20 protein-coding genes are annotated in these 25,071 nt (G+C 48.9%); 19 read left to right on the top strand and 1 reads right to left on the bottom strand.

Annotation, left to right across the window (positions count from 1 at the left end):
* Window positions 1-15 precede the first annotated feature (15 nt).
* From PGL01S_RS08340 to PGL01S_RS08330, 3 genes are all read left to right on the top strand, one after another.
* Entirely contained in the window at window positions 16-912 is an 897-nt protein-coding gene (locus PGL01S_RS08340) for a carbohydrate ABC transporter permease (protein WP_127493389.1), read from the top strand.
* A 76-nt stretch (window positions 913-988) separates the two neighbouring features.
* The gene (locus tag PGL01S_RS08335) at window positions 989-2,689 is read left to right on the top strand and encodes an ABC transporter substrate-binding protein (RefSeq protein ID WP_127493386.1); all 1,701 of its coding nucleotides are present in this window, start codon (window positions 989-991) and stop codon (window positions 2,687-2,689) included.
* A 35-nt stretch (window positions 2,690-2,724) separates the two neighbouring features.
* On the top strand, window positions 2,725-4,245 hold the full coding sequence (locus PGL01S_RS08330) for a glycoside hydrolase family 43 protein (RefSeq protein ID WP_373864150.1): 1,521 nt from the start codon (window positions 2,725-2,727) through the stop codon (window positions 4,243-4,245).
* A gap of 120 nt (window positions 4,246-4,365) precedes the next feature.
* Here the strand turns inward: PGL01S_RS08330 and PGL01S_RS08325 are convergent, their stop codons facing one another.
* The gene (locus PGL01S_RS08325; protein ID WP_127493384.1) at window positions 4,366-5,247 is read right to left on the bottom strand and encodes a LysR family transcriptional regulator; all 882 of its coding nucleotides are present in this window, start codon (window positions 5,245-5,247) and stop codon (window positions 4,366-4,368) included.
* 134 nt (window positions 5,248-5,381) lie between these two features.
* Here PGL01S_RS08325 and PGL01S_RS08320 point away from each other — a divergent pair, with 134 nt between their 5' ends.
* The 16 genes from PGL01S_RS08320 to PGL01S_RS08240 all read left to right on the top strand — a co-directional run bounded on the left by PGL01S_RS08320 (window position 5,382) and on the right by PGL01S_RS08240 (window position 25,050).
* Complete coding sequence (locus PGL01S_RS08320; RefSeq protein ID WP_127493382.1) at window positions 5,382-6,260, top strand: DMT family transporter; 879 nt, start codon at window positions 5,382-5,384, stop codon at window positions 6,258-6,260.
* Between the two features lie 232 nt (window positions 6,261-6,492).
* The gene (locus PGL01S_RS08315) at window positions 6,493-8,286 is read left to right on the top strand and encodes a sensor histidine kinase (RefSeq protein WP_164775412.1); all 1,794 of its coding nucleotides are present in this window, start codon (window positions 6,493-6,495) and stop codon (window positions 8,284-8,286) included.
* On the top strand, window positions 8,283-9,353 hold the full coding sequence (locus PGL01S_RS08310; RefSeq protein WP_127493378.1) for a response regulator transcription factor: 1,071 nt from the start codon (window positions 8,283-8,285) through the stop codon (window positions 9,351-9,353). Before PGL01S_RS08315 ends, PGL01S_RS08310 begins: the two co-directional genes overlap by 4 nt.
* Before the next feature lie 111 nt (window positions 9,354-9,464).
* Window positions 9,465-10,799: an ABC transporter substrate-binding protein gene (locus PGL01S_RS08305; RefSeq protein WP_127493376.1), complete on the top strand. Its 1,335-nt coding sequence runs from the start codon at window positions 9,465-9,467 to the stop codon at window positions 10,797-10,799.
* Window positions 10,800-10,897: 98 nt separating this feature from the next.
* The gene (locus tag PGL01S_RS08300; RefSeq protein WP_127493374.1) at window positions 10,898-11,782 is read left to right on the top strand and encodes a carbohydrate ABC transporter permease; all 885 of its coding nucleotides are present in this window, start codon (window positions 10,898-10,900) and stop codon (window positions 11,780-11,782) included.
* On the top strand, window positions 11,779-12,603 hold the full coding sequence (locus PGL01S_RS08295; protein WP_127493372.1) for a carbohydrate ABC transporter permease: 825 nt from the start codon (window positions 11,779-11,781) through the stop codon (window positions 12,601-12,603). Before PGL01S_RS08300 ends, PGL01S_RS08295 begins: the two co-directional genes overlap by 4 nt.
* Before the next feature lie 50 nt (window positions 12,604-12,653).
* The gene (locus PGL01S_RS31640) at window positions 12,654-13,802 is read left to right on the top strand and encodes an HAD hydrolase-like protein (RefSeq protein WP_444980856.1); all 1,149 of its coding nucleotides are present in this window, start codon (window positions 12,654-12,656) and stop codon (window positions 13,800-13,802) included.
* 1,167 nt (window positions 13,803-14,969) lie between these two features.
* Window positions 14,970-15,632, top strand: a complete 663-nt coding sequence (locus PGL01S_RS08280; RefSeq protein WP_127493368.1) for a hypothetical protein — start codon at window positions 14,970-14,972, stop codon at window positions 15,630-15,632.
* Entirely contained in the window at window positions 15,608-16,030 is a 423-nt protein-coding gene (locus tag PGL01S_RS08275; RefSeq protein WP_127493366.1) for a hypothetical protein, read from the top strand. The genes PGL01S_RS08280 and PGL01S_RS08275 overlap by 25 nt, the downstream gene beginning before the upstream one ends.
* Before the next feature lie 131 nt (window positions 16,031-16,161).
* On the top strand, window positions 16,162-17,223 hold the full coding sequence (locus PGL01S_RS08270) for a LacI family DNA-binding transcriptional regulator (RefSeq protein WP_127493363.1): 1,062 nt from the start codon (window positions 16,162-16,164) through the stop codon (window positions 17,221-17,223).
* Between the two features lie 29 nt (window positions 17,224-17,252).
* Entirely contained in the window at window positions 17,253-19,121 is a 1,869-nt protein-coding gene (locus tag PGL01S_RS08265; RefSeq protein WP_174806536.1) for a sensor histidine kinase, read from the top strand.
* Window positions 19,118-20,632 carry a response regulator transcription factor gene (locus PGL01S_RS08260; protein ID WP_127493361.1) on the top strand — a complete coding sequence of 505 codons (1,515 nt, stop codon included), beginning with the start codon at window positions 19,118-19,120 and terminating at the stop codon, window positions 20,630-20,632. Before PGL01S_RS08265 ends, PGL01S_RS08260 begins: the two co-directional genes overlap by 4 nt.
* Before the next feature lie 142 nt (window positions 20,633-20,774).
* On the top strand, window positions 20,775-21,653 hold the full coding sequence (locus tag PGL01S_RS08255; RefSeq protein ID WP_127493359.1) for a carbohydrate ABC transporter permease: 879 nt from the start codon (window positions 20,775-20,777) through the stop codon (window positions 21,651-21,653).
* A 4-nt stretch (window positions 21,654-21,657) separates the two neighbouring features.
* Complete coding sequence (locus PGL01S_RS08250) at window positions 21,658-22,488, top strand: carbohydrate ABC transporter permease (protein ID WP_127493357.1); 831 nt, start codon at window positions 21,658-21,660, stop codon at window positions 22,486-22,488.
* A gap of 100 nt (window positions 22,489-22,588) precedes the next feature.
* On the top strand, window positions 22,589-23,500 hold the full coding sequence (locus tag PGL01S_RS08245; RefSeq protein WP_127493594.1) for a glycoside hydrolase family 113: 912 nt from the start codon (window positions 22,589-22,591) through the stop codon (window positions 23,498-23,500).
* Between the two features lie 203 nt (window positions 23,501-23,703).
* Complete coding sequence (locus PGL01S_RS08240; RefSeq protein ID WP_127493355.1) at window positions 23,704-25,050, top strand: ABC transporter substrate-binding protein; 1,347 nt, start codon at window positions 23,704-23,706, stop codon at window positions 25,048-25,050.
* Window positions 25,051-25,071 lie beyond the last annotated feature (21 nt).

Here is a 25,071-nt window from a genome sequence, read left to right as displayed (position 1 = left end):
GGAGGGCTTGAAATAGTGAAAGTTCGCATCTCACTGACGGATCGGCTCTTTGACGTGATCGTTTATCTCGTTATTTCGCTGGTAGCGGTCTGTACCCTTTACCCGTTCCTGAATGTGCTGGCTATATCCCTGAATGATTCAACCGACACGGTAAGGGGAGGCATTACGGTTTTTCCCCGTCACCTGACGTTTGACAATTATTCGCTTATTTTCTCGTTCGCAGGGCTGCTTACGGGACTCAAGATTTCGGTGCTGCGGACCTTGGCCGGTACGGTATTGGGGCTTATCAGCTCTTCCATGCTGGCTTACGTGCTGAGCCGGGCTGAATTCGACGGACGTAAGTTTTTATCCCTATTCCTGGCTCTGACGATGTATGTATCGGGCGGACTCATCCCTTTTTACCTCCTCATGCGCGATATGCATCTTATCGGAACGTTCTGGGTGTATGTGCTGCCCGGACTCGTAAGCGCATTCAATGTGTTTATTATTCGCTCGTTTATCGACGGGCTGCCGTATGCCCTTCAGGAATCGGCGAAGCTGGACGGAGCCAATGATTTTACGATCTACTGGCGCGTCATTCTTCCGTTATTGCTGCCGGCACTGGCCACGGTTGCGCTGTTCCTGGCGGTTGGCCAATGGAATTCTTGGTTTGATACGTATTTGTACAACGGCTCGAAGGAGCATTTGACCACGCTGCAGTTCGAGTTAATGAAAGTGCTGCAGAGCACCCAGGTGGGCAGCAGCGGTCAAGAGGTTAACGGGACGAACATGAATCAAGTGATGAACAGAATATCTCCGGAATCGGTCAAAATGGCAATCACAATCATTGTTACTGTTCCGATTCTTCTGGTCTATCCGTTTCTGCAGCGGTATTTCGTTACGGGGATGACGCTTGGCGCGGTGAAAAGCTGATTGATCTGACAGCGGTATCGGCAGGGTAACCTGTTTATACGATATACGAATCTTAATTTAAATGGGGGTATACAGGATGGTAAAAGCAGGGGAAATCTCGAAGCTGGGCATGGTCTTTACGCTCGCGGTAGGCGTATTGGCCGGATGCGCGGGAAATAACGGCAATGGCAATGTTGTAAGCGGTAACACGGGAAAAGAGCAGGGAAATGAGACCTCCCCGGTTACCTTCTCGTTCTTCAGCGAGGATGGCAATCCGAATTGGAGAAATATGCAGGATGATGTAGGCAAAGAAATTACAAAGCAGACAGGCGTTACGCTTGATGCCGAGTTTGCGGTTGGCGATCCTGCGCAGAAGGTAGCCCTCATCGCGACCAGCGGGGATTATCCCGATCTGATCAGCCCCAAAGGGGATTTGAACAAATTGGTCGATGCGGGAGCCATGCTTGATCTGACGGATTTGATCGAGAAGTACGCCCCGAATCTGAAGAAGCTGTTTGGCGATCAAATTAATCGGCTGCGCTACAGCAACGACGATCCGTCCATCTACGTGATTCCGACCTATTCGGCTGTTGACGGACAAACGTTTGTAGCGGGAGGCGGATTCGAGCTGCAGCACCGCGCGGTGAAGGAAGCGGGTTACCCGCAGGTCAAGACCCTGCAGGATTACGAGAATGTAATCAAATCCTACTTGGAGAAGCACCCGACGGATGAAAACGGGAATAAAAACATTGGGCTTACCCTTAACGGGGATGACTGGCATACGTATATTACCGTAACCAACCCGGCAGCCGAAACGACTGGCAAATCGGGCGACGGCGAGTATTATATTGATCCGAAAACGAATGAAGCTACTTATCATTACCGTACGGAAGGCGAGAAAGAGTATTTTCAGTGGCTAAACCATATGTATAACATCGGGTTGCTGGATAAAGAAAGCTTCGTAGAGAAGAATGACCAGTACCTGGCGAAGATTGCCTCCGGTCGGGTAATCGGTTTGATCGACGCGGATTGGGGTTATGCGGACGGCGAAAAAGCACTGAAAGCTGACAACAAGCTTGACCAAACCTACGGGCATTACTCGGTAATGTTGTCGGACGCTTATAAAGATAACCGCTTCCAGTCCACGGGCTTTATGGCTGGCTGGGGAGTAGGCATTACAACATCCTGCAAAGATCCGGTAAGGGCGATTAAATTCCTGGATTATCTGGCATCGGAGCAAGCCCAGGTACTTAACAACTGGGGGATTGAAGGCAAGCATTATACGATCCAGGATGGCAAACGGGTAGTTCCGGAAGATGTTCAGAAGCGCATTATTAACGATAATACGGCTTTTAGCCAAGAATCCGGCATTGGCTTCTATTCGAATATTGGCGCGCATTACGGCGATGGCGTCAAGGATTCCACGAGCAATTATTATACGAAGAATTTCCCGGAGCAAATCGTGAGCACGTATACAAGCACCGATAAGGAAACGCTCAAGGCTTATAACGCTACAACCTGGAAAGACCTGTTCCCGAAAGAGGAAGAGTTCCCGGTCAAAGCATGGGGAGCCGCTTGGAATATAGCGGTACCAGGTGATGACGAAGTGACCATCCTCGCCAATAAAATGAAAGATATTACATGGAAGCAGATTCCGCAAATGGTGATGGCAAAGCCGGAAGACTTCGATAAGATGTGGGATAGTTACCAGAAGCAATTGCTGGATGCAGGAGTCGAGAAAATGGAAAAAGGCTTTACGAAGTATGTACAGGACCGCGTCAAGCTTTGGAATGAATAGACCTTAATGAAATTCGACCTAGGAGAGAGAAAATAGTGAAGTCATACTGCAATCCCGTTATTAGCGGGTTTCATCCGGATCCCAGCATCTGCCGGGCGGGAGAAGATTATTATTTGGTGACAAGCTCGTTTGAATATTTTCCGGGCGTTCCCTTATTTCACAGCAGGGATCTCGTTAATTGGGAGCAGATTGGACATGTTCTAACGCGTACGGAACAATTGGATTTAAGCAAGGCCGGAAGCTCGGGCGGAATTTACGCGCCAACCATACGCTATAACAACGGAACGTTCTTCATGACGACGACCAATGTATCCGGCGGGGGGAATTTCTTCGTCTACGCAGACGACCCGAGAGGAAGGTGGTCGGATCCCGTCTTTGTAGACCAGCCGGGTATTGACCCTGATTTGTTTTTCGACGAAGATGGCTCCGTCTATTACACAACTTCTCATGATGCCAACGGGCAAGGCGTCTATCAGAGCAAAATCGATATTCAAACCGGGGAACGCCTGTCCGAGGTAAGCTTGCTGTGGAGGGGAACCGGCGGTCAATATCCGGAAGCCCCGCATGTTTACCGCATTGGCGAATGGTACTATCTCCTGATCTCGGAGGGAGGGACGGAGTACGGTCACATGGTCACCGTTGCGAGGAGCAAGAGGCCGGACGGTCCATACGAGGGATATCCGCACAACCCGATCCTAACCCATCGCAGTCAATTGAAATCCATTCACGCAACGGGGCATGCTGACTTTACTCATGGGCCGGATGGCAGCTGGTGGGCCGTTTTCCTCGGCATTCGCCCTGCCGGTTATCCTAATCATCATTATCTGGGCAGGGAAACCTTCTTGGCCCCCGTTGCTTGGACGGAGGATGCCTGGCCTGTTATTGGAGATAACGGAACAGCCGATGAAATTATGCCTGCGGGAAATCTTCCGTTGCAGCCCAAGACGGAGCCTGCGGTTACAGATAACTTCGAAGACGCGTCGCTTGCCCCATGCTGGAATTTCCTGCGTTCGCCGGATTCAAGCAATTGGTCGCTTTCCGCGAAGAAAGGCAGCCTGACGTTATACGGCTCCGGGGATACCTTAAACGAAACGGGCGTTCCTTCTTTTGTCGGGCGCAGACAGCAGCATTTTTCATTCCGGGCCAGTACTCACCTCACCTTTGCGCCAAAGCGGGATGGGGAAGAAGCGGGTATCGCCGTGTATATGAACGAACGCTTCCATTACGAGCTTGCGGTCACGCAAATAGCAGGCGCGCGCAAGCTGATTTTCCGCCGAAGGCTCGGCACGCTCTGGAAGGTGGAAAGCGAGATGCCGTGGCCCCATGACACCGTTGTATTGAGCATTCGAGGGGATAGAGCCGATTATGTTTTTGGCTTCGCCAGAAGCGAAGCGGAAGACCCTGTCCGAATGGGTCAAGGGGAGTGCAGAATGTTGGCTACGGAGGTAGCCGGCGGGTTCACCGGTGTATTTATCGCCATGTACGCAACAGGCAATGGGTTACGCTCTATTTCGCCGGCACATTTTGACTGGATGGAGTACCGGGCGGTGGAGTAGATCGCGGCGGGGCGTAAAAGCGTGAAAGACGAGATGAACGCGCTAGTTAAGAACATCGAAAATGGCAGCTGATCTAGATGATCAGTTGCCATTTTTGTTGGAGTAGAATGATACCTTGCTCTAGATTTTCTCGCGAGTCCTGTACTGCAAATAATCTAAAAATCGCTTGACCGCGAGCGGTGCGGATTCCTTGTCTTTCATGGCAAGGCCAATCTCGCGATAGGCAGGTGCTTCGAGTTCTTTTACTACGATTCGGTAGGGAATACGCTTCAAAATAAGCTCCGGTAAAATGCTGATGCCTAACCCGCTTTCCACCATCGACATAATGGCATAATCATCCCAGGTTGTAAACTGTACCTTAGGTGTAATATTGCATCGCTCAAATATTTCCGATATTTCAGCCTTTGCACCTTTCTCTAAAAGCATAAAGGGGTCTTCGCCTAATGCTGTGACAGGAAAACGATCACAATCGGCTAGCAGGTGATTCTCAGGCAGGATTACAAGCAGCTTGTCCTGCTCCAAAAAAATCGTATCCAGTTCTGTGTGTGTGGGAAGCCTTAGAAAGCCGCAATCTACACGCCCTTCCGCAATCCAGCTTTCAATTTCCGTATAATCGCCAAGCAAAAGCTCATAGTCAATATTCGGATACTCCTTTTGAAAGGCTTTGATTATATTCGGAAGCCAGTGGGTAGCAACACTGGAAAAGGTTCCAATTCGAATTAATCCTGATTGGAGTCCGTGTAATTCGTCAATTTGCGTTTGCAATTTCTGATATTCATTACACACATTTTTCGCGTATGGAAGTACTTTAAGACCTTCTGAAGTCAGACGTACGCCGGATCGTCCTCGTTCAAGAAGAGATATTTTCCACTCTGCTTCCAAGTCGCTAATCATGCGGCTGATCCCTGATTGTGAATAGTTCAGTGCCTCGGCTGCTTTAGTAAAGCTCCCGTACTCGACTGTTTTGATTAAAGCTAAAAATTTCTGGATATTTTTATCCATGTTAAAATTCACATCCAATACATCTGGTTTTATCATTAAATCTATGACAAACATTCGCTTTTGTAATAATAAAAGGGATGATACACTACATTGCAGCAGAACTCAAACGAAAGGATAAAGTGATGCGATAAAAAATGAAGGAAAAAATGTATTTTGTCTTGTCTATGATCATCTTTGGTGCAGTTGGCGTATTTGCAAAATTTATCGATCTTTCCTCTAGCAAAATTGCATTGTTCCTGAGCCTGATCGGTGCCCTTTTTCTGCTTGTCGTCTTTGTGTGGACAAAGCAGAAAGTATCGTGGCGCAGCGTAAAAAAGAATGCTGCCGCTTTGCTTGTTGCAAGCATCGCTTTAAGCGGTAACTGGATTTTTCTGTTTCAGGCATACAAAGAAACAACGATCGCCAATGCGGCATTAAGCTATTATTTTGCCCCTGTTCTTGTTGTTATGCTCTCACCTCTCGTTCTGAAAGAAAAGTTGTCGCTCAAAAAGGCGTTATGTATCGGCATGGCTCTACTGGGTTTGTTTTTCATTTTGCAAAACGGCAGGGTGAAAACAACCGGGCACCAACTGCTTGGTATCGGCTACGGACTAATCGCGGCGGGATTTTATACCGCATTGACATTAGTCAACAAGTTTATTCGGGATCTGGATGGGCTGACCAATACGCTTCTGCAGCTAGGCTTGTCCGTTATGATTCTATCTCCATTCGTACTGTTTACGGAAGGCTTCAACCTTATTTCGGTCACCAGAACCACGGTTATCTTGATCCTTGTATTAGGTGTCGTTCATGGCGGGATTGGTTTCTATCTTTTCTTTGCCGGCATGAAAGGACTAAACGGCCAAAGCATCGCCGTATTGAGCTACATCGACCCCGTGACTTCTTTACTAATCTCAGCTCTGGTTATCGGAGAGAAGATGACGTTGCAGCAGCTTATCGGCGCTGTCTTGTTACTAGGCTCCATATGGATAGGAGAAACTAGCGGATTGAAGAGAAGACAGCGGCAAGGTTGACGTACGGAACCTATTCTTTTTTTATACATGTTGGACGCAACAAAATCCGCTTCGGCTTACAGCTGCAGCGGATTTTGTTATTAAGGGGAATGGAGTTGCTAACGGTTCCAGTGAATCATCGATGAATCGACTCGTCTCATAAGCTCATAGCCTGGAATAATGAAAGCGTTGACAACTTGGCAGGCCCGAGGTCAAACTGTAGATGCCATCATACGTACAAGAGGGGATGCCGATGAGGATCAAGTGGGTCAGGAATACTTTGCGGGGAATGGTCCGTCCGTTTCAAATCAGTCTTCGGTACAAGCTGATGCTGCTCATGGTGCTGATCGCCGTGCTGCCGCTGTCACTCGTTACGCTGTTCGCGACGAAGACGACCAAGCATTCGCTCGCTTCGGAGGTTATCCGGTCGAATGAATCCCGGATGGAATGGGCGGCCAAATATTTCGACGAGAAATTCGATCAATTGCAGGCGGTGTCTTATTCGCTTCTTCTGGACAGCACGCTGTTTCCGAACGCGACCGGCGGTGCCATTCAGAGCGAGGGCACACCGTCGTTCGTGAACCAATATACGATCGACAAGCTGAAGTCGTTATACAGCGCTAATAACAAGAACATCACGCAGGTCGCGCTGTATCTGAAATCGCAAAATCGCCTCTATGTCGTCGACAAGGATGCGGGGATTTCTACCGATCAGTTGAACACGCCGCAGGTTGATTGGGGGGCTGTCGGACAGTCTCACGAAAGCTTGAATTTGCTGCTGAACAACGGGCAGAACACCTTCTCTATCGTGAGGAGCATGAACCGGTTCCCGGACAGGGAGGTGCTCGGGGGCGTCAGGCTCGAGGTTCGGTGGAAAATGATGAACAGCGTGCTTGACATGATCCGCTCGGAATCCAACAGCGAGGTGTTCGTGGCGGATGCGGACGGCAACGTTATGTATAATCCTTATTCCGAGCGGATCACGACCGATCCGGAGATGGTGAAGGCGGCACTAGCCGAACCGAACGGACAGGGCTATACGGAGTCGAAGCGGGGCTTCCTGTTCTATCAGCCAAGCGTATCTGGCCAAGTCTGGGTCGTGAAGTTCATTCCGATTGAATACGTGACCGAAGGTGCCTCCTCGACGCTGAACTTCAGTCTCATCACGGCGCTGGCGTTCGCGATCGTGGCGATCGCGGCTTCCGTGCTCATTGCGTATATGACGACACGGCCAATCATCCGGCTGACGCAGTCGATGAAGGCGGTCGAAATCCAAAACTTTGAGGTAGATATCCGTGAGCCGAGAAGCGATGAGATCGGCACGCTGGAGCGCCGGTTCAACTCCATGCTGAGCAGGATCAAGGAGTTGATCCAGACGGAGTACAAAGCCACCATCGAGAAACGGACAGCCCAGGTAAAGGCGATGCAGGCGCAGATTAATCCTCATTTTCTGCACAACGCGCTTCAGGCGATCGGAGGCATCGCACTGTCCCGGAACGTGCCGGAGATCAATGACCATGTTCGCGCGATTAGCGATCTGTTCCGTTATACGATCCGAATGAAATCGGATCTGGTCACGATCGCGGACGAGATAGAGCATGCCCGGAACTACCTGCAGATTCAGAAGCTGCGCTTTCAGAGCATGATCGAGATTCGGATCGATGCGGATGAGGAATGTCTGGACTGCAGGATTCCGAAGTTTTCGCTTCAGCCGATCGTGGAGAATTGCTTCTTTCACGGACTGGAGGGGAAAATGGATGCCTGGACGATATCCATTCGTGTGGAGAAGGTGCTGGATGAAATTGAAATCGATATCGCCGACAACGGCATGGGTATTGAGGAAGCGCGGCTGGCTGAAATCCGTCGTCAGCTCAGCCAGCCGGCGGACGGGCAGGAGAACGGAGAGGGCATGGGCATAAGCAACGTCAACGCGCGGATCAAGCTGCTTTTCGGCGACGAATACGGACTGTTCATCTCAAGTGAGTGGAATGCGGGAACGACGGTGAAGCTGCTCATCCCCGCGCAAGAAGAGGGGGAGAAGACATGAAGGCGGTTATCATCGACGATGAATTCTGGACGCGCGACAGCATCAAGCGACTCGCGGATTGGGAGCGATTCGGGATCGAGCAAGTGGAGGAAGCGGAAGAGGGGCTAAGCGGGCTGCGGATCATCAACGAGATCCATCCGGACATCGTAATCACGGACATGCGCATGCGCGGAATGGACGGCGCGGAGTTGCTGAAGAAGCTGACGGAGGATTATCCCTTCATCCGGAAGATCGTCATCAGCGGCTTCGACGATTTCGCGTACACGAAGCAGGCGATCCTCTCCAGAGTGGATGAATATATCCTGAAACCCGTGCAAGCGGAAGAATTGAACCGGGCGCTGGAGAAGGCTGTATCGGAGCTGCGGATCGCGCGGGGTCTTCATGCCGCGCAGCCCATGGATAAGGATCTCATGAGTGTGGTGACGGAATACAAGGAGCAAATCTCGCGGCAGTTTCAGGAGCTGCGGGCCGAGGACGTTTGCGAATCGTTCGCGAGGCTCGAAACGCTGCTGCGATTGCAGGCAAACACCGCTCCGGGGCTGCATCATTTACTGTATAAGCATTTCATGCTGCTGCTGGACGAGCTGATGGCGAAAGCCGGCATCGATTCCGCTAAAGCGCTTCCGGAGCAGGCAGCATCGTTCTTCGTGACCGACTTCACGCCGCTCGAGCAGTGGATCGGCATGCTCCGATCCTCGTACGGGGCGGTGCTGGAACAGACGATTCAGCTGCGCCAAAGCAAGCATCGCATCGATATCGAGCATATCCGCCAATTTATCAACCGTTCGTTCGCGGAGCCAATCACGCTGGAGTCGATCGCGAGCCTTTACTTCGTCAGTAAAGAGCATCTGTCGCGGACATTCAAGCAGGCAACGGGCTCGACGGTCATGGACTACATCGTGACGAAGCGGGTGGAAGAGGCGAACCGGTTGCTGCAATCCTCCGTATCCATCAAAAACGCGGCGGAAGCCGTCGGTTATTCCGACCTCACCTATTTTCACCGCATTTTTAAGAAAGTGACGGGTATAACGCCCGCGCAGGCGAGAAAAGAATCGGCCGGGCAGTGATTCATATCAATATCGTCCATAAAAACACGCAAATGCGGTCCAATGCCAAAGGTGCTGCCTCCCGTTATACTCAATGACGTAAGCGTTATCCATACTTAGGGAGGTCTTGAAATGAAGAAAACGATTTCGATCTTGACAGCGGTTACAATTCTGGGACTAACGGCGGCCTGCTCCGGTGGAGGCAATGCGAATAACGGAGCGGGAGCCGGAAATACGGCGAACGATGCTCCTTCGAATACGTCGGCCGATAATAAACCTTCGGGAGCGCCGAAGAAAGTCGAGTTGAAGATCTTTCTCGGCGGCCTAGACCGTTTCCGCGAGCAGTTCGACGGCTACTTCGAGAAATTCGCGGAGAAAGAGAAGGCCGAGAAAAACATCGAAGTCACGTTTAACTCCGAATATCCGGGCGCGGATAACGCACCGCAGATTTTGAAAACCCGTCTCGCCACGGGCGACGTACCCGATGTATTCAGTCTGCATGCCGGAAACGATATGCCTACCTTCTACAAAGCCGGCTACCTGACCGACCTGTCCGACCAGCCGCTCGCGGGCAAGTTGATCGACGGCATCAAGGACCTCGTCTCCATGGACGGCAAAGTTGTTGCAGTGCCAATGGAAAGCTTGTCGTGGGGCTACCTGTATAACAAAAAGATTTTTGCCGATCTAGGCATCACGCCGCCTAATACGCTCACCGAGATGAAAGCGGTTGTGCAGAAGCTGAAGGACAACAAAGTGACGCCGTTCCTGCTCAGCTACAAGGAAAGCTGGATTCCGCAATTATTCCTGCCGCTGACGGTAGGCGGTCTCGTTAACAGCAGTCACCCGGACTTCATGGATAAAATGAACAGCGACCAAGGCAGCTTCGCGGACATCAAGGAGATGTTCGACATTATCGATCTTGTCAACGCGAATGGCACGGATCGCGCATTCGAGAAAGGCAACGACGATGGCGCGGCCGACTTTGCGAACGGTAAAGCGGCGATGTGGGTACAAGGCACATGGGATGCGGACAGTATCCTGAAGATGAACGACAAGGCGGAATTCGGCGTTGCTCCGCTGCCGATTAACGACGACCCGGCTTCGCTGCGCATTAACGTATCGGTATCTACGGCTCTGTCCGTGCCTCCGACAAGCAAGAACAAGGAAGTGGCGATCGACCTCCTTAACTTTATCCTCGACGACCAAGCGTCGAACGATCTGTACCAAAGCCTGAAATTCAACCCGGTTTCCAAGAACCATACCTTCAAGCCTTACCCTTGGGTAGAAGACGCCGCCGTTTACGTGAACAAAGGCCAGTCCTACAGGGACCCTGCGATTCCATCCGCGGTTAAAGACGAGTCGGGCAAAGCGCTGCAATCCTACTTCGACAAGAAGTTGTCCAAAGAAGACGTCATTAAGCAATTGGACAAGACATGGAAGGAAGCCAACGCGGCAGCCGCCAAGTAACCCGAACCCGGATCAAAACGAGCGTATCCTGCTTCCGCAAGGCCTCCTCTGGGGCAAGCGGGAGCGGGGTATGTCTTCCCTAAGGAGTGAATGCAATCATGACGAGCCGACGCTACAAAGCGACTTTTTCTCTCATTTTGTTCGTGCTGCCCGCCTTCGTGCTTTATCTGCTTTTTCTGGTTATCCCGATGCTCCAAGGCTCGTACTACAGCTTCACGGATTGGAACGGACTGAACAAGACCTACGGCTTCGTCGGCATTCAAAATTTCGTCGAGGCGCTGAGGGATGACCGTTACTTCCGTTCGGCTATTTGGTTTACCGCCAAGTATGTGATCTTCGCGGTCGTCTTCCAGAACGTGGTCGCCCTGCTGCTGGCGATACTCATTGAATCCCGTACGCGGGCCAAAGGGCTGTTCCGGACGATTTTCTTTATGCCGAACATGCTGAGCGTCATTATTAGTACGTTTATGTGGGTATTCGTCTTTTCGAAGGTTATTCCGGCCCTGTCCGAGTACGCCGTATTCAAATTCCTCAATCTGTCCTGGCTCGGCGATCCTCAGGTGTCGTTCTGGTCGATTCTGCTCGTATCCTTATGGGGCGGGGTCGGCACGCTGATGCTGATTTACATGTCGGCCATCCAGGGGATTCCCTTACACCTGAAGGAAGCGGCAATCATCGACGGGGCAACGCCATTCCGTATGCTGAGGTACATCACGCTGCCGCTGATCGCTCACGCATTGACGATCTGTATCTTCCTAACCTTAAACAGCTCGTTCAAGGTATATGATCTGGTCTATGCCTTAACCGGGGGAGGTCCGGGACGGGGAACTCAGGTCATCACGATGAATATTCTCGAGGAAGCATACCAAGGCAATAACCGGTACGGCTATGCCAGCGCCAAAGCAATCATCCTGTTCCTGATCATTCTCGTCATCACCATGATTCAAGTATCGATGATGAAGAAGCGCGAGGTGGAAGCATGAGCAGACGCATCTATTCCGTTCTGGCCTGGGCCGTGCTTGCCGTTCTGGCGGTATACTTTCTTTTCCCGATCTACATGGCTATCGTCAATTCATTCAAGTCGGAGGGTGAAGTATACAACTCCGTGTTGGGCTTGCCGTCTGCATTGAAATTCGATAATTACACGGAAGCATTCAAGAAAGCGAACATGCTCCGAAGCGGCTGGAATACCGTCATCGTAACTGTAACGGGCATCGTAGGCATCGTTGCGTGCAGCTCTTTGGCTGGTTATAAGCTGTCCCGCACCAGAAGTAGGCTGAGCAGCTGGATTTTCATGCTGTTCGTCGCGTCCATGCTTATTCCGTTCCAGACGATCATGGTTACGCTGACTAAGATGGCTCGCGATCTCGGGCTGCAGGGTTCGCCCCTTGGCCTCGGAGTCGTCTGCGCCGGGCTCGGCGTCAATATGGCGATTTTCCTCTATCACGGTTTCGTTAAAGGCATCCCCCGGGAGCTGGACGAATCCGCGAGCATGGACGGCTGCGGCGAGTGGAAAGGGTTCTTCCTGATCATTTTCCCGTTGCTCCTGCCCATTACGTTTACGATTGTTGTGCTGAACTTGCTTTGGCTGTGGAATGACTTCCTGCTGCCGGTGCTGCTCTTGAACGATTACCGTCAATATACGCTTGTTCTGACGATCAACATGTTCTTCGGCAAATACAGCCGGGACTGGGCGCTTATTCTTGCATCCCTGATCCTTTCGTCGATTCCGATTGTCCTGATTTTCGCGTTCTTCCAGCGGTGGATCATTCAAGGCATTACGGAAGGGGCAGTCAAAGGATAATCCTGATTATGCATTTTGCATCTTAACTCCCTTTCCGGGAGTTTTTTTGTTTGAAAGAGAAATTTAATCTCACGCAAGTAAGGCATGGCGTTTACTGCAACTTTAAACTGCCCAAGTCGGAGGTGGAACGGAATGTGTCGGCGATCGCGGAGAAAACGGGCTTAACCGTCAGCTATCTTAAACGTTATCCGTATGCTTTTTCCGGCGGGCTGCGGCAGCGGATCGCTATTGCACGGGCGCTCATTACCCAGCCGAGGCTGATCGTATGCGATGAAGCCGTATCTGCGCTGGACGTGTCGATTCAAGCCCAAATCATTAATCTGTTGAAGGATCTGCAGGAGCAATATAAAATCACTTATATATTCATCTCGCACGATCTGTCGATCGTGGAGAATATTTCTGACCGCGTGGCCGTCATGCACTTGGGCAAGGTGGTGGAGATGGGTCTTGGAAGGGGAGGTACCGAATCCGGCGAATCCGCCAAGCGGCTGCCACTTTCATCCTCGCTGCGCATACAAGACGGAAAGATGCATGAAAGAAGTGCCCGCATTGCGGGAAATCGGAGACAACCATATGGCGGCTTGCCATTACGCGGAACAAATGACATTGAGGGGAGCAAGGGCATGAACGGGGAACAGACGAAAAACAATGAAGTGAAGGAACTTATTATTTTTCTAGACTGCGGGGATACGATTATCGATGAAGGTACGGAGGTACGCGATGAGCATGGCACGGTCATAGAGGGAAAAGTTATTCCCGGTGCCGATGAGATGGTTAGATTATTGGCAGAGCGTGGTTATCGACTGGCGATCGTAGCTGACGGTTTAGCCCAATCGTTCAAAAATTTGCTCTCGGTAAACGGCCTATACGATTACTTCGAAGTACTGATCTACTCCGAGCAGTTGAAGGTAGAGAAGCCGAGTCCGCGCATGTTTAGAGCGGCTATGGGTGCGATGGAGCTTGGCGAGCAGGACAAGGAGAGGATCATTATGGTTGGCAATAATCTGTCGCGGGACGTCAGGGGAGCTAATCAGGAAGGTATTACAAGCGTGCATTTAAACTGGACCTCGCGCTATCCGAAAACATCGCTGGATCCCGCGGAACGACCGGATTACATAATTGAAGAGCCGCTTGCGCTTGTGGAGCTGGCGGAACGCTTGAATGAACAACTTACCTCGAACAAGCGGATTAAGGCTTGAACAGGAGCGAAGCTGTCTATGGCGAAAGAACTCATTTAGATCTGCGGAATGAATGGAGAACGATAATTTAATAGATTAAAAGATGAAGCTGCCGGTATAAGATCGGTAGCTTTTCTTTCGATACTGGGCAGTTGTAATGGATAAATGTTACAATGAGGTCTAAAAGGAATTAGGATTTGACCAACTCCGATCATTTGGATATACCGGATTCAGCTCAATAATTCATGATAAAATTAGTCCGACAAAGAGATAAGGAGAAGGCTGTGGAAATTTATACTCCAAGTAAAAAAAATGTCTTTTTGGGATTTCTATTCATTTGCTTAGCAATATTACCTATAACCGAGCATACAATCGTTGGGGTCATAGCCGGCATTTCATCAATCATCGGTGGCATGGCATTTATACTATTTGGGTTAGGCAAACTATCATATGTAGAGTTAACTAATGATTACTTGATGTATCATACCTATTTCAAAAGGACTAAAAGATGGAGAATTGAAGAGATATCTCTAATTACAAGAACTAAACGATGGGACCGAACAACTATCTACGTATATAAAGGAAATGAAAATATAATACTCTACTCTTATAGTGATCGGTTATTAAATCATTTAAAGCGTATTGCAATAAACGCAAAAATAACTAATGATTAAGCTACCGATGGTTAGTTCAAATCCAACTGCTCGGCATTCAACTAACCGTGTTCGGAGCAGTTATTTTACTAGCTTATAATGAAGCTGGCGGGTATGGACTTACTATTGGCATTGTTGGACTTATTACTGGAATCGTTGGTTCTTTTAGAGATAAGAATACGAGCAAGAATAACTAAGCATACATTGGTGAGTTAGGTTTACCTCCTAAAAAACTAAAGAAAACCGTAGGCAGTTTTTATGACTGTCTACGGTTTTTTTCATTAGGAAACATATCGCAATTCTTTGGCTATAACAGTAACTATATATCATGTATTTTTAAACATTTTTGGAAACATATTTCGTTTACTTTGCGTCTATCTACAACAAAATGATTAGGAGGGGAGAGTGAGTCTATATATAAAAGTTGGATTAGTAGGTATTGCTTGCATAGCATTATTCAGTTCTGGGGTTTAAGCAGCTATGCCAATTTGGGGATTCCGCCCAATCGATAATAAATATTCGTGAGCCAAAGGGTGTGATGGAAATAACTAAAAAAGCTTGGTTGATCACTGTTTCGCTTGCTGCCGTGCTAATCTCCATTTTCTTGGCACAGAACAAAAAAATCGAAATCCTCCGATTACAATTAAATGAATCGAATCGGGAATTAAAAGAGAAAGAAGAAGAAATCAGCTCAACCAAAAGCGAAATGGATACTAAGAAGAAAGAGATTCTGAAGGTAACTTACCATTTAGAATTGGAAAGAAAGGCATATGAAGAAAAAAATAAGGTGTTAAACGAACAATTACAACATGCAGATGCAATGGTTTCCACTAATGTAACGCAGTTGTTTGGAGATCAGACGCCTGTTGTTGATAGTTCCGTTCCATTAGAAATAGCATCGACTATTACGGGCTTGTTTGAGGCTATGCAGAAGAACGACGAGGCAAAATTCGCTGAGTTGGACAGGAAGGGCGTTCTAACTTCATTTTACAAGCAGCGGGATAAGGTTGAAAAAATATTATGGATACAAAACGATCCTGACAATAGAGCCGAAGCCTTAAAAGAGTGGTTACAAATCAACAATTCTAATATGAAATTGATAAAAGTATTCTACTTTATGAAGGACGGTTCCATAATTGATCCAAACTATGCCATGGTATGGGAGGACGGTAAATGGGTTATCCTCAGAGAGGATTAAATTCAAAAACTATAATAACACTAATCATCATTGTGTTGGCAGCGGGGTTGTCCGTATTTGGTTTTCTCTATTACCAAGATAAGAGGACCCCAGCGCCTGATGACGAACATTGGTTGTCAGTAGGATCGATAAGCGAATTGCAGATGTCTAAAAAAGAAATCGATTTTGTTGATTTTGAAGGATCTATAACTTTTCAAGGGGAGTCCGTGGACAAGGCCTTAGAAGCACCCAAAGGGTTCGTCGTTACAAAAGATACGATTGTTTTCAAAAAGAAAAGCGATGGGAAAAGACAAATTGCCTCCGTTGATGATTTAACAAATGGGCAGGAAATTGAAGTGTGGACTCGATTTTTGAGCGACCATCTTATCGGTGCTTACGAAATTACTATAGTGAACTAAAACCCGGCACGTACATCTGTACGTGCATTTTTCTTGTTTGTTAGCACAAACAAATTCATTTTTACCTAACAAAAGTTGTGTTATGATAACGCTTATACAGCTAATTCAGCCAAAAGGATGTGCTCAAACCCATGGTTATTAAAGTTACGATGCAGCAAATCGCCGATCATCTTGGCGTTTCGAAATTCGCGGTATCCAAAGCGCTTTCGGGGAAGCCGGGCGTTAGCGCGGAAACGAGGGACAAAATTGTAAGCGTTGCCACCCAGCTTGGTTATTTTGTCAATAAACAAACGAATACCGCCGCGAAACGGAATAAACCGGCATCCTTCATAACCAATACTCGGGATACGGTCATTTTACTCGTACCGAAAGTTAGGTTCCAGACGCGGGACTCCTATTTCTGGGGACGGATTATGGACGGCGTTACGGAGGAGCTCGCCGACCGCGATATAAGCGCCCTGGTCGTTACCGAGAATTTCAAGGACAACTTCTCGAATCTCATTAATCCGAATGGCGTTCTGGGCATCATTGGCGTCGGTTATATTGCTTCCAAAATGCTGCTCGAAATTCGGAATCTCGGCATTCCGTTTGTTCTCGTCGATCACGAGGACCCGCTTATTCCTTCGGATGTTCTATTCATGAATAATATGGAATGCACGAGACGCGTCACCAATTATTTGATTGGCTGCGGTCACACCAAGCTGCAATTTGTCGGCAATACCCGCTATTCGCGCAGCTTCGTTGACCGCTATATCGGTTACCGTACAATGATGGAGGAGCATGGGCTGCCTCTTAATCAGGAGGAAGGACTTCTTACCTTTGAAGGCGGGAATCGGAGTGAGATCACCGAGGCTCTGGAAGTCATTGTGAAAGAGCTGGTTAACGAGCATCGGCTTCCAACCGCCTTTGTCTGCGCGAACGATTCCATAGCCATTTGCATGATGACCGTGCTGGGCAAGCTGTCGGTACAGGTTCCCGGACAATGCTCCGTTACGGGCTTTGATAACATCGAGGATGCCGCATGGGCCAAGCCTACGCTGAGCACCGTTAATGTCCAGAAGGAAGCAATCGGCCGCCGGGCCGTGGAGATGCTTCTTAGAAGATTGGAGCATCCGGATAGTCTTCAGGAAAAAATATTGCTTGCAGGAGAATTCATCATACGCGAGTCGACAGCGCTTCCGGTGGGCGGCTAACCGGTCAGCCGGTTAAAGGAGATGACAATTTGAGTAAATGGAGTTCCCGTTTGCGAATATGGACCGAGTGGCCGTCAACGCGGATGGAAGCGAAGCTCTTAATCGTTTTTGTCCTGCTTATTCTGGTTCCCATAGCTTTGCTTACTTTATTGTCCGCGCAGCGATACACGCAAACGATTGAAAGGAACACGGTATCTTATGCATCGGAGCTCACCGATAAGATGATTGGCAAGCTGGACGATTACACGGTGGATATGAAAAAAATTTCGATAATCCCGTCTTATTTGGACGAGATCCAAGCCGGGTTGAAACAGTCCAACGACTATTACGCAAAGGAGCTTGAAGCGAAAGGGACATTAACGGACAAAACGGCAGCGGATGATACGGTCAGGCTTAAGATTCAGCGCAAGATCGAGAGCAGCATCTATTTCATGAACAATATTAAAGAGGGTACAAGCAACATCTATTTGTTCGACCGTTATGGCAATCCCTATTATGTGATAAAGAGCGGGGGCGTACGATCGAATCTAAACGACTATTATGGAAACTGGCAGCAAATTGCGGATGAAGCGAATGGCAAGCCTGTGCTGGTCAGCACGCAGGAAGTGACCACGGTTAACCGCAAGCAGTATGTATTTACGGTTGTCCGCGAAATCATTGATAAATCCTATAACCCTATCGGACTCATCGCCGTTGATGCGAACATTTCGGTCATTACAAATATTGTGCGAGATTTGGATGCGACGACGCATGGAACAACGCTCATCCTGGATGAGCAGAAGAACGTCATTTATGACAGTGAGCAAAAATACTTGCTGCAAAATCTATCGGATAATGAGCTGCTTAAGCAGGTAACCGGCAAAGAAGGCAGCTTCCATATCGGAGACAAGGATCATTCGCAGCTGGTCATATACCGCAAATCGGAGGTATCCGGTTGGCTGATGCTGATCTCAATCCCGGAGAAGCAGCTTAAGTCCGAGGCATTGCGAACACGCAATTATACGACGGCGGCTGCCATTTCCACGATGTGTCTGGCGCTTGTCATCTCTCTTATCACTATTTTCGCGTTAACCAAACCGCTGCGCTCGCTCGTTAAGCTGATGAAGCAGGTTCAGTCCGGGAAGCTGGATGTGATGTTCCCCATCAAGCGACGTGATGAAGTAGGCATGGTGGGTAACGCATTTAACCGGATGATGTCACGCATTGTCTCTTTAATTGACGATATTTACCGGATCGAGCAGCGCAAGAAACAAATCGAGCTGGAGAGTCTGCAGCGTCAGATCAATCCTCATTTCATTTATAACACGCTTGAATCGATTCGGATGACTGCGGTCATTAATGATGATCCGGAAGTAGGGCAGATGGTGCAGCTGCTCGGGCAGCAGCTCCGCTACAGCATTCATGCCGGAAGCGAGACCGTACAGGCTGAGCAGGAATGGGAGCATTTAAGAATGTATATGCAGCTTTTAAGCTATCGTTACGGAACGAGGTATTCCTTAAAGCTGCCGGAGGATCCCGCGGTTGGGAAAATCGAAGTGATGAAGCTGCTTTTCCAGCCAATCGTTGAGAATGCGATTAATCATGCGTACGACGAACAGACGGGAGACTTAGTTATTTCAATCGGTTATAGGCAAGCTGGCGGAGATCAATATTTTATCGTCAAAGACGAGGGCAGCGGCATGGATGAGAAAGCGCTGCAGCGGCTGCGAAGCATGCTCGATGCGGAGCAAATGCCGGTATGGGAAGGCCGCGGCATCGGTCTGAGAAATGTGAACGAACGGCTCAAATTACGCTATGGCGCTGCTTACGGCATTACGGTGGACAGCGTTCCAGGCGAAGGAACAACGGTGTCCATTAAACTTCCGATTCAATCCAAGCAGGGGGGAATGACCTTATGAACATTATCGTAGTCGATGACGAAGAACGAATTAGACTCGGATTGTGCAAGCTGATCGAACAGGCAGGAGAGAACTACGTCATTATCGGCTCTTACGGCAGCGGTCAGGAGCTTCTGGACGAAATCGAGCATCTGGAGCCGGATTTAATTATTACAGATATTAAAATGCCGCAAATGACCGGAATTCAGCTTATTTCAAAAGTGACCGGCATGCGGAAAAAGGCGAAATTCGCCGTCCTGAGCGGCTTCAATGATTTCGAATACGTGCGCGAGGCGCTGCGCTATGAGGTTAAGGATTATTTGCTTAAACCCGTTAATTTAGACGAACTGAACCGTATGCTTGCAAAGGTGGAGGCGGAAGTCAGGCAGGAGAATAACCGCAGACGGCTGGAATCGGAAGATTTGGTCAGTCTGCTGCTGTTTGCTGACGACAGGCAACTGCCTGCTTTATTAAAAGAGGAAGTAAGCGGCGAGCTTGATCGCAGCCGGTTGTTTGCTGAGCATTATGCCGTATTGCTTATAGGCGGTGATCCGGCTATAACCGATGAGCATCTTGAGAAATGGACTGGCGATTGGCAGCGTGAACGCAAAATCGTAAGGAACGAGAGTTTGCGACAAGCTGTCATTATCGCAATCGGACAGAATGATCACGCCAATACGGTGCGGGATCTGGCGGTAACGCTGCTGCAGCGATTGCCTGGCTTTACGAAAGCAAAGATTGGATATAGCAGTGTTTTTAGCGGCAGCAGCCGCCTTGGGCAGGCTTATCGCGAGGCTTCGGCCGCTTTTCAACAGGCTTGGTATAATAATGAGCTTCGCGGGTGCTCGGGAGTAAGTAACCAAACGGCGCATAAGGAAGAGAGATATCGCTTGCTCCGCATTATCGATAAGGAGGTTTTGCCAGCCCTTCAGGTATGCGACGTTGCTCTGGCAAGCCGCGCTTTCGAGAACTGGCTGACGGAGTGTGCCCAATACCGTTTCCATTGGGATGAGCTGAGGGAAGTATGCTCGGACATGCATGTGCTTATAAGCGAGGAAATAAAGCAAAGGCTTGACCGGCAGCTGTCGGTTGGCGGAGAGCCCGGCAAGAACATTGCTCCCGAGAGCTTCGAGGATTGGCGAGCCTTTGCCGCTCAGCTGCGCTCGGATATGAGCGACCGTTTCCATACGCTTGAGCAGGGGCGTTCCGAGAATAAAGCGGTTGAAACCATTAAAGCTTATCTTCAGAAGCACTATACGGAAGAAATCGAGCTGCAGCGTCTGGCTGATCTTGTCTATTTGACGCCAAGCTATCTGAGCAAGCTGTTTAAAACCGAGACGGGCGAGACGATAACCGACTATTTGACTTCGGAGAGAATCGAACAGGCCAAGCGTCTGCTTCGCGACGAGTATGGCCTGAAAACCTACATGATCGGGGAGATGGTAGGTTATGCGGATCCGGCGTATTTTACGAAAGTGTTCAAAAAAATGACCGGTAAAACACCCAAGGAATACCGTGACATAGTTAGGTGATTGTAGTTAGGTGAAAGTTAGCAAAATTGAAGACAATAAAAAATAACGGAGTCCATTAAATTAATAGAGCCTTTCTCCTATAATATGATGTAAGCGTTAACAACTCAGCCTGCAGTCATCAAACAGAAAGCGAGGGAGCCTATTGTTTAATTTCAGTTATAAAACACAGCGTTATCTTATTTTATTCGGGTTTTTAACGATTCCCGTTCTGCTGTCGCTGACCTTCTCTTATTATCCTGCCATCTCCTTGCTCTATTACAGCTTGACCGATTGGAGTGGACTAGGCTGGGATATGAATTTCATCGGCCTCGACAATTACAAGGAAATTTTCACGAAGCCGGAAGTGTTCGGCGCGCTGAAGAACAACCTCTATTATTTTATTGGAGGACTTGTCCAGGTTGCTTTATCGCTCTATTTCGCGGTTATTCTAACGGGCAAGCTGCGCGGCCGTAACGGATTCCGGGCCATGTTGTTCATCCCTTACGTCCTGCATAGCGTTGCAACCGTGATCATGTTCAAAAACCTGTATCACATGGAATACGGGTCGCTTAACGTGCTGCTTGGCTCGATCGGATTGGAATCCTGGCAGCAGAGCTGGCTTGGCAACAAGCATCTCGTCAATTTCTCGCTTGCTTTTATCTCGATGTGGAAGTACATGGGGCTTAACATGGTTATTTTTATCGGAGCGCTTCAATCCATTCCAAGCGACTTGTACGAAGCAGCATCCATCGACGGGGCTAACGGCAGACAGAAGTTCCGGTTCATTACGCTGCCGAGCATCCGCAAAGTAACGGAGCTGATGCTAATCCTGACCTTGACCGGAGCGCTCGAGGCTTTCGATATTCCTTATGTCATGCTGCTAGGCGCGAACGACACATCGACCTTCGTCATTAAGACCGTGGACACGGCGTTCAAATACCAGAACTTCGGTCTAGCTTCCGCAATGGCAGTGATACTGCTCATCATGGTGCTTGTCTTCATCGTTATTCAACGCAAGCTGCTGTTCAGAGAGGAGAGGTAACGGGATGAAACGAGAAGAGTCATTCTCCTTTACGATATTCAAATACGTGACGCTGGCCATGGCCTTGTTCGTCGTGTTCTTTCCCTTGTATTCCGTATTTATCGGCGCCTTCAAGACGCAGCGGGAATATTATCAGTCCGGACTCCGAATGCCTGCTGATTTATTCAACTTTGAGAACTTCAGCAAGGTTATCGAGATCGGTAAGCTTGGGCTGGGTTTTAAAAATATTCTAATTATTCTCGTTATTGCGGTTGCCGGCAATGTTTTGTTCGGAACGATGGTCGCTTATGCGGTAGGAAGATTCGATTTCAAGCTGAAAAAACCGATTATGGGGATGTATCTGATTGCCCAAGTTATTCCGATGGTCACGACCCAGGTTGCTACGTTCAGCGTTATTAAATCGCTGCATCTGTACAATACGATGGGCGGTCCGATCATTTTGTATTTAGGCGCAGACGTGCTGCAGATCGTTATTTATTTGCAGTTTGTGAATAGCATTCCTAAGGACTTGGACGAAAGCGCGATGATGGAAGGAGCTTCTCTATTCCGGATTTACCGCTCTATTATTTTCCCGCTGCTGGGACCTGCCACGGCAACGCTTGTTATTCTGAAAACCATTTCGATTTACAACGATTTCTATACCCCGTACTTATACATGCCGAGCCAGAAGCTGAAGGTCGTATCGACAGCCATTTATTCCTTTGTCGGACCAAATGCTGCCCAATTAAACGTCATATCTGCCGGCATTCTTATTATTTTCATACCGACGCTGCTGCTGTTCCTGTTCCTCCAGCGTTATATTTTTGCGGGAGTTACGAATGGCGCGGTTAAGTAGTTGGATGGACGAAGCAGCTGGATGGACTAATGGACTTAACTAAAGGAATTCATGAGGGAGTGCATCAACGTTGAAACCATGGAATGAATATGTGAACGGAATGACGTGGGGGTGGACCGGCGTGCGCGGTACTTGGGCAAGTCCCGAAGCTGCTCACTCCATGTCTGAGATGACGAAGCTGAATGTAAACTGGGTGGCGATCGCTCTTGCTGCCAATCAAGAAACTCCGCAGTCCACCGTGATTCCTTATTGGAATGAACCAACGGTAACAGACGATGAAGTGTTGTGGGCGATCCGGGAAGCTAAGCGGCATGGATTAAAAGTATGCTTGAAGCCGGTCGTTAACTGTGCAAACGGGACTTGGCGGGCTCACATTAATTTCTTCGATGATGAGGTGCCGGGCGAACCGAGCTGGGCGGAGTGGTTCCGTTCTTATCGTTCTTTCATTCAGCATTATGCCGCTATTGCCGAAGCGGAAGGCTGCGAGATGCTCTGTATCGGCTGCGAAATGGTGCAGACCGACAAACGCGATAAGGAATGGCGCGCTTTAATTGCGGAGGTTCGAGAAATCTACAGCGGGCTTATTACCTATAATTGCGACAAGTATCAGGAGGAGCGGGTTACCTGGTGGGATGCCGTCGATATTATTTCCTCCAGCGGCTATTATCCCATTGATCAATGGGAAGCTCAGCTCGATCGGATCGAAGCGGCCGTGAAGTCTTGGGACAAACCGTTCTTCTTCATGGAGGCCGGTTGTCCAAGCCGAGAGGGTTCGCCTGCAAGGCCCAATGATTGGTCGCTTCCCGGAGGTCCTTCCGAGCTCGAGCAGAAGCGGTATTACGAAGCCATGTTCGCAGCCTGCTCGAAACGCGAATGGATGCAAGGTTATATGCTTTGGGATTGGCCGGCACGATTGTACGAGAGTGAGAAAGCTGCAGCCAATGACGATTACTGCATGTACGGCAAAACAGCGGCTGCAGTCATAAGCGAGCATTATGGGCGAAGGAACTGATGGAGATACGTCCTAATCGTAGTCTTCTATTGTCTTCTAACCTAACAAAACAAAAAATGTTAGCATAATTGATGACAATAAAAACAAAAAAACTTCATATGAATTTGTTTTTCCAGAAGCTATGATGATGATGTAAGCGATACCAAAGATTGAAACAAAGCAAATGGAAGTTGTTAAATTCGAATTGCAGGGGGTAACTTTCGATGAAAAAAAGATTTGCGGTCTCGTTGGTTCTTGCTTTAACAGTCGTCCTAACGGCAGCCTGCGGGGGCAACAATGCAGGTAATAACAATGCGGGAACGGCTACGAATTCCGGCGCTAACAATGCTGCGGCGACTAACGATGCCGGTACGACGGATGCTGGTACGGCAACTGATGCTCCAAGCGATCTGAGCGGTACGATTAAGGTGCTTACGCAAAGAACGGACTACGTAAACGATGGAACGTTCGACCGGTATGCGGCAAAATTCAAGGAAAAATATCCAAACGCGAAGATCGAATTCGAAGGTCTTACGAACTATGCAACCGACATTCAAGTCCGATTGACGACCGGGGAAGCCGGCGACGTATTGATGATCCCGGCAGGCCTGGCTACATCGGAATACGGCAAATATTTCGAGCCGCTTCCGGATGAATGGTTCAACAACGTTTATTTCGCGGATAACACGTTGTTTGACGGCAAGCGTTACGGTCTATCGACCGGAGTTAACACGCAAGGTATCGTATACAACAAGAAAGCATTCGCGGCTGCGGGCATTGATAAAGTGCCAACAACGCTCGATGAGCTTTATGCCGATGCCGAAAAGCTGAAAGCTGCGAAGATCACGCCGCTGTACATGAACTATGGCGCGCAATGGCCGATGGGCAACTGGGGAGATGGCTCCGCTTGGTACGTAAACGGCGACCCGCAATTCGCTACGAAGCAAGTATCCGAGGATGCGCCGTTCCAATTGGATAACGCCTGGGGCACGCTCGCAACCATCGGCCGTACATTCGTTGAAAAAGGTTATGTAGAGAAAGACTTGTACACGAACAACTGGGAAATGTCCAAAGGCGAAGTAGCAAGCGGCAAAGCGGCCATGTATTTCCTTGGCAACTGGGTAATCCCTCAAATTATCGGTGCTGGCGCAGCATCGGAGGATATCGGCTTCTTCCCTCTTCCATACGATAACAGCGGAAAATACAACGCACCGCTTGGTTCCGACTATTTCGTAGCCGTAAGCAAAGACAGCAAAAACAAGGATCTCGCTAAAGCATGGGTAGAGTTCTTCGTAAAAGAATCCGGCTACGTTGAAGATTCCGGCTTTATGCCAATCGACAAGTCGGCGCAATCCTCTATTCCGCAGTTGGCGGAGTTCCAAGCGCTGAACCCGACGTTAATCGAAAGCGAAGCAACGGATCCTAAATACAATGAAATTGCGAACAAAGCGCAAATCGGCATCGGAACTGGCGATTACGTTCAAGAGTATATTGTAGCCGATGATCTCAAAGCTGCATTCGATAAATTAAATAAAAAATGGAAAGACGCAAAAACAGCTTTGGGCTACTAGGCAAAAGCTGAAAGCCTCGCT

It is taken from the genome of Paenibacillus glycanilyticus NBRC 16618, assembly GCF_004000805.1.
GTDB classification, from domain to species: domain Bacteria; phylum Bacillota; class Bacilli; order Paenibacillales; family Paenibacillaceae; genus Pristimantibacillus; species Pristimantibacillus glycanilyticus.
This window is presented reverse-complemented; position numbering and strand designations above follow the sequence as displayed.

What these genes read in the sequence shown, in the direction of transcription:
- PGL01S_RS08310 (WP_127493378.1), top strand. Translation starts at nt 8,283, where the DNA reads ATGAAGGCGGTTATCATCGACGATGAATTCTGGACGCGCGACAGCATC.
- PGL01S_RS08245 (WP_127493594.1), top strand. Translation starts at nt 22,589, where the DNA reads ATGACGTGGGGGTGGACCGGCGTGCGCGGTACTTGGGCAAGTCCCGAA.
- PGL01S_RS08300 (WP_127493374.1), top strand. Translation starts at nt 10,898, where the DNA reads ATGACGAGCCGACGCTACAAAGCGACTTTTTCTCTCATTTTGTTCGTG.
- PGL01S_RS08250 (WP_127493357.1), top strand. Translation starts at nt 21,658, where the DNA reads ATGAAACGAGAAGAGTCATTCTCCTTTACGATATTCAAATACGTGACG.
- PGL01S_RS08260 (WP_127493361.1), top strand. Translation starts at nt 19,118, where the DNA reads ATGAACATTATCGTAGTCGATGACGAAGAACGAATTAGACTCGGATTG.
- PGL01S_RS08320 (WP_127493382.1), top strand. Translation starts at nt 5,382, where the DNA reads ATGAAGGAAAAAATGTATTTTGTCTTGTCTATGATCATCTTTGGTGCA.
- PGL01S_RS08315 (WP_164775412.1), top strand. Translation starts at nt 6,493, where the DNA reads ATGAGGATCAAGTGGGTCAGGAATACTTTGCGGGGAATGGTCCGTCCG.
- PGL01S_RS08305 (WP_127493376.1), top strand. Translation starts at nt 9,465, where the DNA reads ATGAAGAAAACGATTTCGATCTTGACAGCGGTTACAATTCTGGGACTA.
- PGL01S_RS08325 (WP_127493384.1), bottom strand. Translation starts at nt 5,247, where the DNA reads ATGGATAAAAATATCCAGAAATTTTTAGCTTTAATCAAAACAGTCGAG.
- PGL01S_RS08240 (WP_127493355.1), top strand. Translation starts at nt 23,704, where the DNA reads ATGAAAAAAAGATTTGCGGTCTCGTTGGTTCTTGCTTTAACAGTCGTC.
- PGL01S_RS08270 (WP_127493363.1), top strand. Translation starts at nt 16,162, where the DNA reads ATGGTTATTAAAGTTACGATGCAGCAAATCGCCGATCATCTTGGCGTT.
- PGL01S_RS08275 (WP_127493366.1), top strand. Translation starts at nt 15,608, where the DNA reads ATGGGTTATCCTCAGAGAGGATTAAATTCAAAAACTATAATAACACTA.
- PGL01S_RS08335 (WP_127493386.1), top strand. Translation starts at nt 989, where the DNA reads ATGGTAAAAGCAGGGGAAATCTCGAAGCTGGGCATGGTCTTTACGCTC.
- PGL01S_RS08295 (WP_127493372.1), top strand. Translation starts at nt 11,779, where the DNA reads ATGAGCAGACGCATCTATTCCGTTCTGGCCTGGGCCGTGCTTGCCGTT.